This window comes from Psychrobacter nivimaris (assembly GCF_043419765.1).
Classification (GTDB): domain Bacteria; phylum Pseudomonadota; class Gammaproteobacteria; order Pseudomonadales; family Moraxellaceae; genus Psychrobacter.
Genome location: NZ_JBHOFX010000004.1, coordinates 430,055 through 448,520, shown reverse-complemented (window position 1 = coordinate 448,520; position 18,466 = coordinate 430,055). Strand labels below are relative to the sequence as shown.

The window sequence follows — 18,466 nt, the reverse complement described above, 5'->3', positions numbered from 1 at the left end:
CTACCATCGGTGATGACAAATGGATAGCTGACCGCGACCTCAGTTGGGTTTGATAAGGTCACGGTGTGAACCAAATCACCACCTTCGTCAGTAGTGGCATCAGAGACGCTGACGACGGGTTTGTCACCCTCCGTGTTGCTACCTGGATTGGCAGGGTCGTTTGATTCATCAAGGATGACACCAGTCGCACTATTCGTGCCAATGGTGGCATTCACGGGGCTGCCAATCTCAAGCACAAGATCTTCTGATTGCTCGTAGTCCACATCGTCGGCGATGGTCACGGTAATGACTGGCGCAGCCGTTTCTCCAGCTGGAATGGTGACACTGGCGCCGTTGGTTAAAAAGGTGTCAATCTGAGCGGTGGTGGTTAAGCTGACCACCACCCCTGTGGCATTGGTATAGCTGATGCTAGCAATGTCAGCGGCTTCGACGGTGTTGTTACCACCTAAGCTCACGTTAACAGTAGTATCAAGGTTGCTTAGGTTGGTCTGAGTCACGCTAAAGATGAGGCTGTTGTCCACTCCTTCAATCGCTTGAGCGTCGGTTGCGGTAATGCTGACCACGGGGATATCATTCCCTACTGTTGGGTCAGCAGGATTAACCGGTGTGGTGCCATCAGTGGTTCCATTGTCATAAATAGTCGTGGTGACACTGTCATTATCCGCACTAATGTTAGCTGTACCAGCAGTGGTACCAGTGATAGTGACCGTAAAGTCCTCGGCACCTTCGTAAATACTGTCATCTACCATTGGTAAGCTGAAATCAACAGAAGTCTGCCCAGCAGGAATCGTGACAGTCTTTATAGTTGGTGCAACGTAGTCATCGCTACCTTCTGTACTGCCATCGCTAATAATATAGCTGATAGTCGTATCAACTGCGCTTGGATTGCTTAAGCTCACAGTATACGTTGCGCTATTAACACTACCATCAGCAGCTGTTTCGCTTAGGTTTACTGTACCTTTGATGCTTACAATTGGCGTGTCATCACCCACTGTTGGGTCATTAGGGTCAACTGGTGTTGTTCCGTCAATGGTGCCATCATCATAAACAGTTGTAGTAACAACGTTTTTAACAGGGTCGATAGTGGCCTTACCCGCACTGACGCTGGTTATAGCAACCATAAAGCTTTGAGCGCCTTCGTAGACGTTATCATTTACAATTGGTATGCTAAAATTAACAGAGGTTTGCCCTGCTGGAATCGTGATGGTTTGCGTCGTTGGTGCCGTATAGTCACCGCCATTGGCAGAACCAGGCGTAATGGTGACTGTCACACTGGTATCAACATCGTTGGCTTTATCTAGGGTAACGCTATATATCGCAGTGTTTGCGTCATTCGTTGCCGTAGCTTCACTTAAACTTTTAACACCACTGAGACTGACGATGGGCGCAGGTTCAGGACGATCATCACTACCACTGCCACTGATACCCGCAATCAAACCTGCCAATCCAAGTCCTGCAGCAACAGGTACCCACCAAGGTATTGCCGCCGCCACATATTCTTCACCGCCTAACGCCTGTCCTTCTACATCACCGACTTCCAGTTGGGTCACATAATCGTAGGTTTCACCCGTATCTGGAATGTAGTAGTAATAGTCGCCATCTTCTGCAATACCGACTAAGGCACTGTCTGCGCTGTCATAAAAACCTTCTATAATTAAGTCACTGTCTTTACCGTTTTCTTCAAATGAGACGTGCAGATCATTTTTGATGCGTTTGGTAATAATATGATTGGGCGCTCGACCGATCACCATATCATGGAACTCGTAATTGACTTTCTCCATAGCTTGGATGATGGTTGGTTTTCCATCTTTAGTGACAACTGCCACTTCGGCTACGGTTTGAGTCGCATTATTGGTCTTAACCATGATAGTGTTCATATTCTTACCTTTTATTTCTTATCGTCTATTTTTCAATTTGAATAGTATAGATTTAGATATGTTTGTATTAGGCAGGTTTACATGCCAAAAAGCGATGTATGTATGGAGTATCTTTTAAGAGAAGAGAGATTAAAACCGCATAGTGCTCATTTATTAATATTATGGTCGTATTTGATTTGCTACTACAACTTGTCGTTCAAATTGCTGGCCTACTTTTTTACTTCATTGATTTAATGCCGTAATAACATTTAATGGTGTTTTTTCAAAAAGCTGAAATGTATTTTTTTATAATTTACTGTCAGTATCAGCAAAATTCTTCGATGATTTAGCCATTCTATAAAAGGCTATTTACATATTGATGGCTTTCGTTTCTGGCATTGCCATACTAGCTTGCTAAATAACACTCATCTAAATTAACTATGATGTTACATATACTTCATGCTACCTGTTTTTGAGCATGGACACTAGTAAGACGGAACCATATTATCAACCGTTCATCTATTTTTTCCTAAAGTATTCTCAAATTATTGATCTTATTAGTTAATATCCATATTCAAGAAATACTTATATGCTATATTTTTCGTATTGGACTAGTATCTTGTTTCATAAAGCCATAAAACAATTAAATCTAATAGCGACAATACGGCAGCCCCCTATCACAAACAACATGCTCATTATTGACTGCCCTTTGAATTTTCAGCTATATAAAAAAGTATCTATGACATATAGATAGTATTAGCAACGTTTTTACTCAACGACGTTATACAATATCTAGGGGTTTTTAGGCGGCACTGAATACGTGCCGACCACATGAGCCACCATATCATCACATCCTTCTGAATACAGAGAGACCTCGCCTACTATCAACGTGCGTCCTACTTTCATCAAGGTACATTCGGCGATAATACGCGCATTTGCTGAGGGCTTACGCAAGAAGTTGATGGTCAAACTCGTCGTCACCGTTAATGGGACAATACCGATTCTTCCGAGTATCGCCACATAGATAGCGACATCAGCAACGGCCATCATGACAGGTCCCGAAACTGTGCCACCGGGACGCAGCTCGTTTATGCCAATTTCGTGCGATAAGGTCGCGCCATTTTCGTTGACCGCCTCGACGACGCATTTGGTTTGGGGAAACTCCAATGCCATAAAGGCGCTGATTTCTTCTTTGGTTGCAGACATAACTCTTCCTTGAATTGAACTGTCCATGTTGATTCGTTTAATACATGTATACGATCATCGCTAGTTAGCAAAATCGAAACTATTTTTACCTATGCTACGGTGCTCTTTTAATGCTCTGAACTACGTACCGACTATCTATCTCTCAATGTATCACGGGCGTGCCTTCTGTACTAAAGGCAAATCCTTTATTGCTAAAGTTACCGATCATGACTGCTTCTATCACTGGTTTGACGGTTTCATCCACACCTTCGACTTCGATGATAAAGTTAGCGCCAGAACCGCCTTTATCCTCTTCTTTTTCGACGATATAGTTGAGCGTGGCCATCGCTGGTAGCTCGATAGGCTTATCTAGATATGATTTTACCAATGCTCCATCTGTATCATAATAATCAATTTTATTGATATACAGTGATTTTTTGAGCGTGGTGTTACGTATACTCAGCGTGGCCGATAGCAGCACTTTGCGAGCGTCTCTATCGGTATAGATATCAGAATAAATCGGCACATAAAAGGTTTGCTTGTAACTAAACTGACTGTGATCCACGTCTGAGGTAACCTCTAGCTCCTCAATTGGGTCTTTTTGATGCTCAGACAAAAGAACGTTCGGGTCTTGCGCTGATTGATCACAACCTGACAGTAGTGCCATTATAGCGATCAGTAGGACAGATATACTTCGCTTATTCATAATCATTTCCCTATACCTTCTGGTATCACTGCGATGACAAGCTGCTATTTTATTTTCACACCCACACTACGTAAGAACTGATTGATGTGTTTGTTGGCACCATAAATCACCAGTACATCGCGCTCTTGCAGTACTTGCTCAGGCGTTGCCAAACCTTGAATGCTAGGCTTGCTCTGCGTACGACCAAAACTGTCTTCATAATACTCATAGCGCAACGTACTAAGCAATCGGATATTGAACTTTTGCTCTAACTGTAAGTCGTCAACAGTCTTACCAATCAACACATTTGGAATCTTAATCTCTACCATGCTGAAGTTATCGCTCAATTCGAACGAATCGACAAAGTAGCGTAACGACAGTCGTTTGGCCCAGCGATTGGCCGCTTCTTTTTCAGGGTGAATCAAATCATCCACGCCGATAGCTTGCAGGACTTTTTCGTGTAGCGGATTGATACTACGGCTGATTAAACGTTTGGCTTTTAACGTTTTAAATAGCGCTGTTGCCATGACATTGGCACCTTGATCTTCGCCAATCGCCACGATGACAATATCGGTATCAACGATTGGTAGACCGCTAACCGTATACTCGTCCGTGGCATCCATACACAGCGTATGAGAAATCACTTCTTTGTAAGCTTCAACCCGTTGCATACTACTATCAATAGCAATCACTTCATGCCCTTGACTGGTCAATGCCGAGCCCAGTGATGCACCAAAATTTCCTAGTCCTACGATGATGTACTTCATAACTTAAACAACCTTTTTTAATATTTTTTGCTATTTATTGAGAACGACACAGTCTGTTTGCGACGGATTAGTTAACTGTTTGCGATGAATTAGTTAATCGTAATCTCTTCAGTAGGATAGCGATAATTGCGTTGACGCATATTTTTTAGCAGTGCGATAAATATCGTCAGCATACTGACGCGGCCAACGAACATAATGACCGAAACCACTATTTTACTAAAATCTGATAAGTCTGCTGTCAGGTTTAAACTTAGCCCCACCGTGCTATACGCTGAAAAGCACTCAAATACCACTTTAATCAAATCAAGCTCTGGCTGATCATAACTGATGAGTGTCACGCCCGTACCGATGACTAGTAGCGACAGCCACATAATAGAAAATGCGCGGCGAACGGAAATCTCCGCAATCTCTCGTTTAAATACTTCTATTTTGGTCTGACCACGCGCCAGACTCAATGTATTCAATAGCGCAATCGCAAAGGTGCTAGTCTTGATACCACCACCTGTCGAGTTTGGAGAGGCACCAATCCACATTAGAAATATCGTCAGCATCACCGTTGGAAACGTCAGCTCACCCATATCAATGACGTTGAAACCTGCTGTACGCGGGGTAGCCGCAGTAAAAAACCCTGTTACTAGCTTGCCAAGGAAACTGGTATGGTCAGCGAGCACATTATTGTATTCGAATATCATCACCCCAATCAGACCGACCAGCAGTAATGCGCCTGTGGTAATCAAAGTAATACGGCTATTGATATTAAGTAACCAAGGCTGATAGATGTAGCGTTGGTCATGACGATTTATCAGCCGCTGACCACGATAACGTAAATACCTAAGCACATTGACCACGATGGTAAAACCCATACCACCAAAGATAAATGTCATCGCCAGAATCAGCTGTAGCGAATAATTAAAACGTAGAGAATCATCGTACAAGCCAGCACTAAAGGTAGAAAACCCAGCATTACAAAAAGCAGAAATCGCATGAAAGACCGAAAAAAATAGCTGCTCAGACCAATCCATATTGGGTATGTCATAAATACTTATATAAATCATCGCAGCCGCTACCGCCTCGACCGCAAATGTGACGTATAAGATAGACTTAAGTGTCGACACCACATCACCCATACCGCGCATATAAGACATCTCGCTGATGCTTGCTTGCGTCTCATAGCTGACACCGCCCTTAAAGAAATAACTAAAATAGGTCACAAAGGTCAAAATACCCAAACCGCCAATTTGTATTAGCCCCATAATAATAACTTGGCCAAAAGTCGTAAAATAGGTCGCAGTATCCACTACGATAAGCCCTGTCACACAAACCGCGCTAGTCGCAGTAAAAAGCGCATCCACAAAAGACAGTGGCTGCGTCGTCGCATTGGGCATCATCAATAGCAATGCACCAACCAGCACTACGATTAAAAAGCTTAGAATAAAAAACTGCGCAGGATGTAGAAAGGTACGATTGAGATTGAAATTGTGATCGGAGAGTTCGCGGACGAAGGTGACAAACACGGCTATCTTTATCGCAACAAAACCATCAACGGCGGCTGACAGTCCTGAGCGCACTAAATCAGTAAAATGCGCGGTCAATAAAATGATGATGGCAATGCTAGTCAGTGCGTCAAAGACGGCGACCTTATTAAGCGTTAATGGCTTTTTGGTATAGATGTAACGACCAGCGGTCACCATAAAACTAAGGAAGATAATGACCAAATAGAAAATATGGAATACTTGCTGGAGCCACGTCGGTAGTGTAAAACCACTATCTAACAAGGCAATCGCTACCCCGATGACACTAATGAGAATCGTAAAATTGTTTAATAATCGATAACGCGTGGCTGCATTCATAGCCTGAGTCCATGACAACAATAACCACGATACTTATACTCCTTTTTTGTCGTATCCACAAAAAGTGATTTAAGTTAATCGTAACCAATTATTGAGTCATAGCAGCTATTGATAATCCTAGCGAGGTAATAAATGTTCACTAGGAAGTAACGGCTTTAACAACTCTATAGTTTAGTGCTATCGCCTATACACATTTATGAGACTTCTTCTTTTACTTTTGATATTTTTACGCCGCCCCATGTGACTAATGCCACGCCAATAGCAATTAAAGTCGCACCTGAAAATAAACCTTCTGGTGGACTTTCCCCTTGCAAAAAAATAGCGACGGGTACGCCGACGATGGCCCCTACCGCACCTAATAAACTCAGTAACACGGGTCCACCTGTCTTTTGCAATAGAAATAATAGTAAAAACTGTCCAGCAAATACGCCTGCTTGTATAGCTATCATGCTTAGCGGCAACCAGTTCTCTAAAGATACAGCAATAGAGAAGTCTGACATCATACTAAATAACCCTAGCAGCAGCGCTGCCGCAATCAACATACCTGGAGCGAGTGCACCAGAAGACGCATTATCAGGCCAGCGTAATGTCCGATATATATTACCAATAGCGAGTAGCACTGGACCACAAAGCGCAATTAAAATCCAAAAAACACTAGAATCTGGCGCAGAGAATTTATGCACGGCTAATGCTCCTGCCCCGATGAGTGCCGCGATGACCCCAAGCGCACGGACAATATAAAATTGCTCTATACGTAGTAACAGCGCACCAAGATAAGTTAGCAGTGGCGGCAATGAGAGGATTAAGGCGACGAAACCTGCGCCCACATGAGGAATGGCAGAAAATAACAGTAAGTTGGCGGCCGCGACACTGACAAGCGCCGCGACAAAGTAATACTCTAAGCTGCGCGCATTAAGAGGAGGGAGTTCTTTTCTGATGAGCGCTACCATCAGTAAGATAACAGCAGCGCCAGTAATCGACCAAAACAAAAACCCTAATGGGGTCAGACCGACATCGATAGCGTACTTTGCCACATTGGTCGAGATACCAGTGAGTGCCCCACCTGCCAGCAGACAAATGAAGGGCACCAGCCAAGTAGTAGTTTTGTGAATACTGGTTTGTTTGAGCGAGTCATTCATCGACTATCCTATTGGATGATGAATTTTTGAGTCATGTTAGATGGCTTTTATAATAGCTACTGGCGCAAAATGGTAGCAGGTAGGCTTTGTACAGCGACGGTTGCTGCATCAATTGCTCCAGCGACATAGCCAGGGAATTGCGCTGACCACTCACTACCACAACCTGTTAGACAGTCTTGCCACACGCCTGTTTTTGGTTTGGACGGCGGAGCTACTGCATGCTGACCGTTGCCGCTGGCATCAGCAGGCATCGCTGTTAATGGATCCTGTGCCCAGTCTTTGAGATATTCAGCTTTTGGAGTACTTGCCTGATCACCAAATAGTCGCACTAACTGGGCACGGCAATGTTCTTTTAGCACCGTATCAGAGACGCTCTGACGTACTTGAGCAGGAACACCAAAGAAACCAAACAATGCCCCATCGCCCTCTAGTGTAGAGGCATCATGTATCTCAGTGAGCGGCCCTATCGCACTGCGCGCGGCACCCGAGAGACCAGTATCTCGCCAAAATGGTGATTCATAAACAGCAACGTATTTGGCATGGGGAGCCATCCAAGTGGCTGTCTCGCGCCACTGTTCACTTAAGTCTTGCGGTAGCGCTGGCTGAAATGCTATCCGACCTTCTACCAATCGAGGCGGTAACGCCAGTAGCACATGCTGCGCACGGAACGTCGTCACATGTCCGGTCACATGTCCAGAAGTATCTTCGCTCTGTACTTCGATATGTTGAGGCGTCCTGTTCAATTGCTTTACCGTTTGACTGGTCATGATACAACTAGCATCTAGGCGAGCATATAGCGCCTCAATTAAAGCGGCCATACCACCGACTAGCCGCATAGAAGGCGGTGCGCTTTTGTAACCTTGCATACGCACAGGTGGCTGGTTGGCAGCGCGCTCAACCATCATATCGCCTTCTTCGAACTGCGCAAAACGTGATAAATTTAACGATTCAATAAGCGTACTTAACTGCGTTTGATAATCCGGCCAAAACCATGACGGTCCTAAATCAAACGCCGCGCTTGATTCTACTTGATCGATATCAGTACTGTTATTAGTAGCATGCGCATCTAGATATTTAGCAACTGCAATGCGACCACCCAAGGTATCACGCGCCTCTAACAGTCTATACGCTATGCCCTTTTGCTCTAATAAGAAGGCAGCATATAATCCACTCAGCCCACCACCAACGATTACCACAGGTATGTCTTGCATAACTGATTACCCTATTTATAATCGCTTCAATGTAACTTGGATACAAGGAAGCCGAATGAAAGTAGTACAAGTAGTAAGCTAGGCGAGACGGACACCGTACCCAATTTGTAGAGGATTGACTATAGTTGAGACTACTCTGCCAATAGCTTCGTAAGCATCTCATCAATCTCAACCTTGAACTCTTTGTCTTCGATTTTATTGGCTGTGATTTTGGCATTTTGCAGACTTTGGATAGCAGCTTCTTTTTCACCTGTCTCAAGCTGTAGAACCGCCATAGAAAAAGCAATTGATGACATATGATCTTTTGAGTTAATGGCAGTAGCTTTGGCCAGTGCTTTGTCATAAATCACCAGTGCTGCGTCCAAATCTTCAGTAAAGTCAGCAAGCGTTTCCCATTGTTCTGGGTGGTCTTTGTCAGTGCCTTCATTATCGGCACAAATGGCGTTTAGTTCAGCATACAGCGAATCAAATTTTGCTTGATTGCCTCTGCGATCCGCTTCTAATAATTCTTCGGCTAAGGTGTAAATGGCTTTGTATATTTTGGTATTGATCATTGTTTACAACCTTTTATGGAATATATCGTGTGTGGTTAGGATTATAACGTAATTCTAGGGCGTGTCCTCATTTTAAAAATGGTGATAAAAATGAGATAAATTGCAGTCAAACAAGGAAAATAGCGTAGATAATATCGGGATATTAACCAGCTATTTAACGATGTTTGGCAAAATTTAGCCATTTTTAGCCCGTTTAGATATAATCAATTGAATTGAGGACACGCCCTAGCGGCTCAGATGATTGCTACAGAGAAGAACACGATATTTATGTGGCTGTTATTAATATTACTATGAACCTTATTAAGGTTGTTATTCATACTATAGTCGATTCAATTTAAAAGTAGTACAAGGCAACCGAGTGCAAGTTATACATTAGTATGCTTAGCGAGGATGACGATGTAGCGGATTTATATAGACTTGACCATATTAGGGTTACAACTCGCGACAGTGCAGCCACAGTCGCGTATCCAGCTCAAATTGATGATACTCAGGCTCCATATGGCAGCATAATTGATAAAAAGCTTTGTTGTGCTCATGCTCTTTGAAATGGGCAAGCTCGTGCACCACTATCATGCGCAAAAACTCTGGCGGCGCGTCTTTAAATAGGCTAGCTACCGTGATGCTATTGTGCGATTTGAGCTTACTGCCCTGTACGCGCGATTGCGTCGTATGGATACCCAGTGCATGTTTTAAAACCTTGAGCTTACTGCTATAGCTGACATTTGATAGCTGACCAATCTTACGCATGTATTGGGTTTTTATCTCATTTATATACTGATAGAGCGCTTTGTCGCTTTGGATTTGATGCTGAGTCGAGTACTTTTTTTCCAGATACTCGCCTAACCTATCCTCAGTTATAAGCTGAGCAGCTTGAGTTTGAATCTGTTCTGAGTAATGTGCTATGTACTTTAATTTGGTCACAAATGTATCCTTTGCTAATACGTTGCAGCGTATCAGTCGATCAATTTAATCTTAATGAATTTTACCTTATATTTGCGGTATTTGTTTGCCACTTATTTGGGGTGTACCCTCAATTCAAACGATAGTTATTTATAAATAGTTATTCATAAAAAGAAACCCCATAAGCTGCGTTCAACTTATGGGGACATTTTTACTGATAGTTTCACTTAAAAAGTGTGTCTGATTAACGCTCTAAATGCAGATACTGCAAGTGACGCTCGTACTGATTTAAGATATCAACCAATACCTGCTCTTTTGAGTAGCCAACCAAGTCATACTCTTGCGAGCCTTCACTTAAGAACACTTCCGCACGGTAGTAGTACTCTGCATGCTTGGTAGATGTGCTCAATGTAAAGTTAGGACGATGAGCTTTAATCAGATTGACTTCATAAATAAAGTCATCTTCATCGCCGTGACCGACACGCAGTTTTAGACCGTCTACCTGACCACTGTCTTGATCCATACCTGCATCGATACCTTCACCGATACTAGCAAGGTTTTTGGTATCTAACGAGGTTTTGAGACCACCTGCCTTAAACTCTTTTTCGACCTCAGACATCGCTGGCATCACAACCGTATGCAAGAATTTTTCAACCTGTGCATGTCCTGGGAAACTCACAATACGTTGCAAGCGCGCTTTCCAGCTCTTCCCGCTGTCCAACACATTTGCCGTACCGATTGTACTGGCTTTACGCTTATTACCTTCTTCTTTTAGCGACTTCCACATAGACATCATGTAAAGCACAAGAATAATAGAGAATGGTAAACCTGCAATGACAGAGACAGACTGTAGTGAGGCAAAACCACCTGCAAACAATAATCCTAACGTAATAAGACCAGTCGCTGCTGCCCAAAACAGACGTAACCAAACAGGAGCATCGGTATCATTGGTCATACCTCTTGAGCTCAAGTTTGCTAGTACTAATGCGCCTGAGTCAGCAGAAGTCACAAAGAAAATAAGACCAATAACCACACCAGCAAATGACAATACTTCACTGTAAGGGAAGTACTCAAACAACGCAAACATGCCCATTGCCGCATCATTGACCGCGATTTCGCCCAGCTCTGTTGCGCCATTGGCAACCAAATCTATCGCTGAATTACCAAAGATAGAGAACCATGCAAAAATAAACCCAAGGGGGATAAACATCACGCCAAATACAAACTCGCGTAACGTACGGCCACGGCTAATACGTGCAATAAATAGACCTACAAATGGTGCCCAAGCAACCCACCATGCCCAGAAAAATATCGTCCACCAAGATTTCCACTCGGCACCAGCAGCACCGTCATAAGCATAAACATCAAAGGTTTTATAAACGATGGTTTGGAAATATTGACCGATATTTTGGGTAAAGGTATTTAATAGATACACCGTATTGCCCATTACCAATATGGCAAGCAACAACAGTATTGACGACAACATGTTGAATTCAGATAGACGACGAACGCCTTTTTCGACACCTGTCATCGCAGAGATAGCAGCCGCCGCGACAACACCTACAATGATGAGCGCCTGAACCGTTTTGCTAGATTCGATACCGAACACATGGGTCAAGCCAGCATTTGCCTGTAATACCCCAATACCCAAACTGGTCGCAATACCCATCAACGTACAGACGACGCCAAAGGTATCAATACCATCGCCTAGCCAGCCTTTGATTAAACGTTCACCAAATATCGGTGTTAGCGGCGAGCGTAGCGCGAGTGGCATGTTTTTGCGATAAGCAAAGTAAGCCAGCGCCATACCGATCAGCGCATAAATACCCCAACCGTGTAGACCCCAATGCAAGAAAGTCTGAGCAAGTGCTTCGCGCATGGCCTCAGCACTCGCAGGCTCTAGGCCTGTATGTGGGGTCAAATAATGCATCAAAGGCTCAGAGGCACCAAAGAACAACAGGTCAATACCGATACCCGCTGAAAACAGCATGGCCGCCCACGCTAAAAACGGAAATTGTGCTTTTTCGTGGTCTTGACCAAGCTTTATATCACCGTACTTAGAAAAACCAACAAACAACGCAAAGATACTATAAGCGGCAACCACCAACATATAATACCAGCCAAACTTGTCTGATACCCAAGTCATGCTCGCGCTCAATAAGGCCTCACTATAATCTGGAAAAGCGATGGTCCAGATTATCAATAAAATAGAAATAATAGCTGAGCCCAAAAACACCGTTTTGTTTAGGGTCAGAGGTTTCGTCACATCTTGTGATGGCGAACTGTACATAAAAGACCTCAATAGGTAAATTAAACAGGGTCCGATATTGCTTTGTCCGGCATCGTCTAATAGTAGACTGATGATCTATAACCGTATAACGTGGAACCAACCGCATGACGGACAAAGCAGTACCAATAAATAAAAAGCTAATAAAATTATAAACAAATTCAACCTGAACGGTATTCATTATTCTAATACGTTAGCGTTGATAAAAAAGGCCTCTACTTGGAAAGGCCTTTTGGTTAAAATTTTCTCATATCGTTATTTATTCAGTATCCTGCATGCAGGTTTATATCGCAGCCTACACCGTCGAGAGATAATCACGCATCGGCTCTGAGCGCAGCGGTGCACCATTGGCCACGTAATAATCTGCCGTTGAACGTGGCAACTGTACGCCTCTCATCTTATCGACGATTTTTTCTGCCAACATGATAGTTGTAGCATTGAGATTACCACTAATAATGTTTGGCATGATAGACGCATCGACGACTCGCAAGCCATCAATACCATGTACCAGACCTTCACCGTTTACTACTGAATCGTTATCTTCACCCATCGCACAGGTACAAGATGGATGATAAGCCGTCTCACTATGATTACGTACGTATTCATCTAGCTGGGCGTCGGTGACCAGATCATCGGTCGGTGCGATCGCGCGACCACGATAAGGGTCCAGTGCTGGCTGATGCATGATCTCACGCGTGATACGCATTGCAGCACGGAACTCTTGCCAGTCTTGATCATGCGACATGTAATTAAACAAAATGCTTGGATGCGCTTTCGGGTCACGTGATTTTAGCTTGACGCGGCCACGGCTTGGTGAGCGCAGTGAGCCGACGTGTGCTTGGAAGCTATGCGATTTTACCGCACTGCGGCCATCGTAGCGTACAGCTAGTGGCAAGAAGTGATACTGAATATTTGGATGAGTAAACTTCTCATCGGTACGGATGAAACCGCCACCTTCGAATTGATTCGACGCACCAAGGCCTGTGCCATTGAATAACCATTCTGCACCAATCGCAGGCTTATTCCACCATTTATTAGCAGGCGCGATCGACACTGGCAGTTTGCATTCATACTGCATATACAGCTCTAGATGGTCCTGTAAATTATTACCGACACCTGGCAGATCCAATATTTCAGTCACGCCAGCGTCTTTTAACCACTGACCTGGGCCAATACCTGAACGCTGCAGTAGTTGCGGTGAGGCAATCGCACCAGAAGAAACAATCACTTCACGAGCGGCATGGAAGTTCTTGGTCTGGCCTTCGTGCTCGACTTTAACACCAACAGCACGCTTGCCGTCAAATAAAATTACGTCAGTCAATGCACCTGTCAAAATCGTAATATTGCTACGTGGTTTGGCACGGTCAAGATAGCCGCGAGCCGTTGAAGCACGGCGACCATTAGGCGTCACGAATCGATCCATCGGACCAAAACCTTCTTGCTGATAACCGTTTAGATCTTCGGTACGTGGATAGCCCGCTTGTACGCCCGCTTCAATCATAGCTTGGAACAGTGGATTGACTCCTGGCTTTGAGGTAGTCATTTCAACAGGACCGCCCACGCCATGATAGTCATTCTCGCCAGCATCACAGTTTTCTAGCTTTTTAAAATAAGGCAGGCAATCAGAATACGTCCAGTCTGATAGGCCTTTTATCTTAGACCAATCGTCAAAATCTAGCGCATTACCACGGATATAGCACATACCGTTAATCAGTGATGAGCCACCTAGCCCTTTGCCGCGACCACAGTCCATGACACGGTTATTCATATAGGGTTCAGGATCTGTCTTGTAACCCCAGTTATAAGTCGTTCCTTGTAGCGGCATGGCAAGTGCAGCTGGCATTTGGGTACGGAAGTCAAAACGATAATCTGGACGACCTGCTTCTAACAGCAGTACCTTAATATTAGCATCTTCGGTCAAACGCGTGGCCAGCACATTTCCTGCTGAGCCTGCTCCGACAATAATATAGTCATACTCAGGTGTGGTTGATGTCATAACATACTCCATAATATTGAAAAAACATAAATCGTTTAGGGTCAGTAAGGTGTCCTAAAAAAGCTAAATTAAAGCTGATAAGCAACCTTACTGGCTTCGTTTTTCTCAATAAGATTGATTAAAAGACAGATTCAAACGCACCTAACTCTACTTGGATAGATTTGGTCTGAGTATAGTGTTCGAGCGCTTCGATACCATTTTCACGGCCGATGCCAGAATGCTTGTACCCGCCTACTGGCATTTGTGCTGCCGACTCGCCCCATGTATTCAACCAGCAGATGCCAGCTTCGATCTGAGCGATGACTCGATGTGCGCGTTTTAGATCTGCAGTCACAACCCCAGCGGCCAAGCCATAATCGGTATCATTGGCACGGCGAATGACCTCTTCTTCGGTCTCGTACGTCAATATCGACATTACTGGGCCAAAGATTTCTTCGCGTACGATAGTCATATCGTCCGTGCAATCAGTGAATACTGTCGGTGCAACAAATGCACCGTTTGCAAGCTCGTTCGTTGTAACGCGCTCGCCACCTGTTAGCAGACGTGCGCCGCCTTTTTTACCTTGCTCGATATAGCCAAGCACGCGTTCCATATGCGGGAAGCTAACCAGTGGACCCATATTAATGTTCTCATCCATAGGGTCGCCCAGTCTAATACGCTCAACACGGGTTAAGATGGCTTGCTCAAACTTAGCTTGTAGCGCTTTAGGGACGAATACGCGCGTACCGTTGGTACATACCTGACCAGTACTGTAGAAGTTGGCCATCATAGCGATGTCAGCAGCGGTATCGATATCTGCGTCATCAAATATGATCAATGGTGATTTGCCGCCAAGCTCTAAAGTTACGTCTTTTAGAGATGAGCTTGCTGCGCTCGACATGACTTTTTTGCCAGTCGGTACGCCACCCGTGAACGATACTTTTGCGATATCTGGGTGATCGGTTAGCGCCTGACCCACTTCATAGTTACCTTGTACCACGTTGAACACACCATCTGGCAATCCAGCTTCTGTCAATATTTCTGCCAGTTTTAATGCCGTCAACGGTGTCACTTCTGATGGCTTAAAAATCATCGCATTACCAGCAGCCAATGCAGGTGCTGCTTTCCACATCGCGATTTGAATAGGATAGTTCCACGCGCCAATACCTGCGACCACGCCTATTGGCTCGCGGCGAGTGTATACAAAACTAGTATCACGCAATGGAATCTGACGACCCTCAATCATAGGCGCCAGCCCTGCATAGTATTCAACGACATCAGCACCAGTGACGATATCGACATACTTAGTTTCAGAGTAAGCTTTACCTGTGTCTTTGGTCTCTAGTAGTGCCAACACATCATTGCGATCGCGCAATATTTCAACAGCCTTTGATAAAATACGGCCACGCTCAACTGCTGTCATCGCCGCCCAAACTTTTTGACCTTTATGTGCGGCCTTCACGGCCTCGTCAATCTGCTCATTGCTCGTTTGCTGAATCGTCGCCAATACTTCACCAGTGGCTGGATTGATATCTTCAAAAGTCGCTAGCGACTCATCCACCGCTAGATAGCGACCGTTGATATAAGCTGTTTGTACTTGGTCTAAATCGATAATATCTGTCAAATTATTAAAATCAATCATAAATTCTCCTTAGGACGATTAGCAAAAGTAACTATATAAAGCTACTCAGGCCGAATAATGTCGTCGTTAGTTAAGTTTCGAAATTTAGTCTTTAAGAAATCTAGTCTTTAAATAGTAAAATAAAAATTGTTTTACAAATCAAAGTCTTGTTGTGTCATTTTTATCAAGCGATCGCGTAATGACTGTTTGTCTGCGATATCGATACCTGAAAAGTCTGAGAGCCAAATACCGTCCGCGACAAGGCGAACCATACATAACGTCTCGGTATTATCCGTTGCCGCATGTTTTTTGAGTTGCTCATTCGCCCATTTAGCCCACAATTCACGCAGCTCACTATCACCTAGCATTAGCACATATAAGGTTGCTTGATTGTCATACTCTTCCTGACCTTGCTCGCCAAGGCTGATAGTGGCATCTATATAAGCGCGGGTAAATGAACCGTACTTAACAGGGTCGTCAGCCATTGCTGCATTTACTTCTGCCTCAAACTTAGCCATTGCATCATTGAAGACTTCTAGCACGAGCGCATTTTTGGTAGAAAAATGATGCATCACACCACCCTTTGTCACCCCAACCGCATCAGCGACTGCCTGAAACGTCACTTTAGATAAGCCTTGCTCCAATGTGATACGTGCAGCCTGATCCAACAACGCACGACGAATGACTTCTGGCTGTTTTTTACGCTTATAAGCATTTTCCATATCAATGCACCACAGAATTAGACAATAAGTTCATCACAACAACACCGCCGACGATCATCGCGATACCGACCACTGCTGCTGTATCAAGATTTTGCTTGAATAGCACCACACCAGCGAGTGATGTCAGCACAATTCCAAGCCCGCCCCACAGTGCGTACGCAATGCCTAGCGGTATGGTTTTGAGCGTCTGAGCCAATAGATAAAATGAAACCGCATAAAGCGCGCCCATCATCAAAGTTGGTACCAAACGGGTGAACTGTTCTGACTTTACCAAAAAAGTCGTACCCACCACTTCGCATATAATGGCAATAGTCAGATAACCGTAAGCAATCGTAGTAGGACTCATCTTTAGAACACCCGCTTTTTTTTCAACGCATGCTATGACAAAACATAGCAAAGAAACCACATGGTCGGTATTTTATAGAATGCTGCTGCCAATGTGAAGGGCTATCTTGCAACTTTATTGTGTCAAACGGTATCGCACGACCTTAATATTCGAAAATATAGAGCATCAAATCTAGTTTTACTTTGCCGAATTGATATCTGGTTCTATATTCTTATCGTTTATCCTATGTGCCATATAAAAATTTTCTGAAAATATTTTTTATTTCTAAAGCACATTTTATTTTTAAAACACATTTGTCGTCATTTTCTATTGAGTTCTACCTTGAAATAGCCTATCTGATAAGGGATTGGCGTTAATTTTCAATAATTGCGATAATATTTATAATTAAACGCATAATAAGGTTGACAGCCTGTAGTGACTTGGCTAAAATGTGCCCCACATAACGCAAACAAGCTAATTAATTGCTTTAATACAAAGCGTCAATAACTTGCTGTTATGACCAGCTATTCTCCAATAGCTCAGTTGGTAGAGCAACGGACTGTTAATCCGTGTGTCCCTGGTTCGAGCCCAGGTTGGAGAGCCATATACTAAAAACCTTCATCATAATTTGATGGAGGTTTTTTTATTGCTGTGTCCTTTATACTTACTTCTAATAATATTAGCACGGCTGTGGTGTTCTTTTAGACATTTTTGTTGTATGGTAAGATTAGTTTTGATTGGGTTCGTTTTTGTTTGAGTGCTTCGCTCTTACTCACTAAAAGTAATGGTTTATTATGATACCTGTACGTATAAAAAATAAGTTTTCTGATCATCCGCAAAAAATCATGCGCCCGATTAGTATTCGTTTGTCTGAAGAAATGATTGGCCTATTAGAAACGACGTCATCAGACTTGGGCTTTAAGCGCATTCAAGGGCTTATTCGTCTTTATATTCGTCAGGGCTTGGATCGTGACCATCAGGATTATACGCTCGCCCATGATGAAGTATTCATCGAAACGCTACGTAAGCGCGGCGTTAGTCAGCATATTATTGATGAAGCAATTGTAGTGACGCATAATAACAACATCACTCATCCGCTATCTGAGTTGCAAGACAACGATTAAACAATTAATAATATCGCTGCTAGATAATATTAAAATAAAAAAGACCAAGTTTGCTAACGCGAGCTTGGTCTTTTTTTGTGGCTGTTATAAAAGTTAAAGCATTACTGATTCTTCTCTAACCCTCTTCTTGTTACGCCCTTCTTGCATCTGATTTATAGTAAACATGTTTTTAAGTACTTTGCGATATTTGCGGTTTTAGTTAGCCATAATTAAACACAACAGATGTTTAAACAAGGTATATTAAGAATATAGTCGTGACTATTTA

The 18,466-nt window shown here is 43.6% G+C and carries 15 protein-coding genes and 1 tRNA gene; 2 read left to right on the top strand and 14 right to left on the bottom strand.

Going from position 1 to position 18,466, the window contains the following annotated elements:
- The 14 genes from ACHEVO_RS11385 to ACHEVO_RS11320 all read right to left on the bottom strand — a co-directional run.
- Window positions 1-1,877: Calx-beta domain-containing protein (locus tag ACHEVO_RS11385; RefSeq protein ID WP_394124993.1), on the bottom strand; the 1,877-nt coding region annotated here is incomplete at its 3' end.
- 771 nt (window positions 1,878-2,648) lie between these two features.
- Window positions 2,649-3,062 carry a PaaI family thioesterase gene (locus ACHEVO_RS11380; protein ID WP_341610099.1) on the bottom strand — a complete coding sequence of 138 codons (414 nt, stop codon included), beginning with the start codon at window positions 3,060-3,062 and terminating at the stop codon, window positions 2,649-2,651.
- A 142-nt stretch (window positions 3,063-3,204) separates the two neighbouring features.
- On the bottom strand, window positions 3,205-3,747 hold the full coding sequence (locus ACHEVO_RS11375) for a DUF3124 domain-containing protein (RefSeq protein ID WP_394124992.1): 543 nt from the start codon (window positions 3,745-3,747) through the stop codon (window positions 3,205-3,207).
- 44 nt (window positions 3,748-3,791) lie between these two features.
- Window positions 3,792-4,493, bottom strand: coding sequence for a potassium channel family protein (locus ACHEVO_RS11370; protein WP_057761091.1), 702 nt, complete (start codon window positions 4,491-4,493; stop codon window positions 3,792-3,794).
- An 89-nt stretch (window positions 4,494-4,582) separates the two neighbouring features.
- Entirely contained in the window at window positions 4,583-6,343 is a 1,761-nt protein-coding gene (locus tag ACHEVO_RS11365; protein WP_394124991.1) for a TrkH family potassium uptake protein, read from the bottom strand.
- A 194-nt stretch (window positions 6,344-6,537) separates the two neighbouring features.
- Window positions 6,538-7,482 carry an EamA family transporter gene (locus tag ACHEVO_RS11360; protein WP_394124990.1) on the bottom strand — a complete coding sequence of 315 codons (945 nt, stop codon included), beginning with the start codon at window positions 7,480-7,482 and terminating at the stop codon, window positions 6,538-6,540.
- A 56-nt stretch (window positions 7,483-7,538) separates the two neighbouring features.
- Complete coding sequence (locus tag ACHEVO_RS11355; RefSeq protein ID WP_394124989.1) at window positions 7,539-8,693, bottom strand: flavin monoamine oxidase family protein; 1,155 nt, start codon at window positions 8,691-8,693, stop codon at window positions 7,539-7,541.
- A gap of 131 nt (window positions 8,694-8,824) precedes the next feature.
- Complete coding sequence (locus tag ACHEVO_RS11350; RefSeq protein WP_394124988.1) at window positions 8,825-9,247, bottom strand: tetratricopeptide repeat protein; 423 nt, start codon at window positions 9,245-9,247, stop codon at window positions 8,825-8,827.
- 432 nt (window positions 9,248-9,679) lie between these two features.
- Window positions 9,680-10,168, bottom strand: coding sequence for a M48 metallopeptidase family protein (locus ACHEVO_RS11345; RefSeq protein ID WP_394124987.1), 489 nt, complete (start codon window positions 10,166-10,168; stop codon window positions 9,680-9,682).
- 223 nt (window positions 10,169-10,391) lie between these two features.
- Window positions 10,392-12,437: a choline BCCT transporter BetT gene (gene betT / locus ACHEVO_RS11340; protein ID WP_394124986.1), complete on the bottom strand. Its 2,046-nt coding sequence runs from the start codon at window positions 12,435-12,437 to the stop codon at window positions 10,392-10,394.
- Window positions 12,438-12,729: 292 nt separating this feature from the next.
- Window positions 12,730-14,430: a choline dehydrogenase gene (betA, locus tag ACHEVO_RS11335; RefSeq protein WP_347163036.1), complete on the bottom strand. Its 1,701-nt coding sequence runs from the start codon at window positions 14,428-14,430 to the stop codon at window positions 12,730-12,732.
- A gap of 118 nt (window positions 14,431-14,548) precedes the next feature.
- A complete protein-coding gene (gene betB / locus ACHEVO_RS11330; protein ID WP_394124985.1) occupies window positions 14,549-16,051 on the bottom strand; it encodes a betaine-aldehyde dehydrogenase in 1,503 nt (500 codons plus the stop codon).
- A gap of 131 nt (window positions 16,052-16,182) precedes the next feature.
- Window positions 16,183-16,752 carry a TetR/AcrR family transcriptional regulator gene (locus ACHEVO_RS11325; RefSeq protein WP_218870191.1) on the bottom strand — a complete coding sequence of 190 codons (570 nt, stop codon included), beginning with the start codon at window positions 16,750-16,752 and terminating at the stop codon, window positions 16,183-16,185.
- A 1-nt stretch (window position 16,753) separates the two neighbouring features.
- Window positions 16,754-17,098, bottom strand: coding sequence for a DMT family transporter (locus ACHEVO_RS11320; protein ID WP_057761111.1), 345 nt, complete (start codon window positions 17,096-17,098; stop codon window positions 16,754-16,756).
- Between the two features lie 507 nt (window positions 17,099-17,605).
- Here ACHEVO_RS11320 and ACHEVO_RS11315 point away from each other — a divergent pair.
- Window positions 17,606-17,681, top strand: a tRNA-Asn gene (locus tag ACHEVO_RS11315).
- A gap of 190 nt (window positions 17,682-17,871) precedes the next feature.
- Entirely contained in the window at window positions 17,872-18,201 is a 330-nt protein-coding gene (locus ACHEVO_RS11310; protein WP_057761113.1) for a hypothetical protein, read from the top strand.
- Window positions 18,202-18,466: the final 265 nt, after the last annotated feature.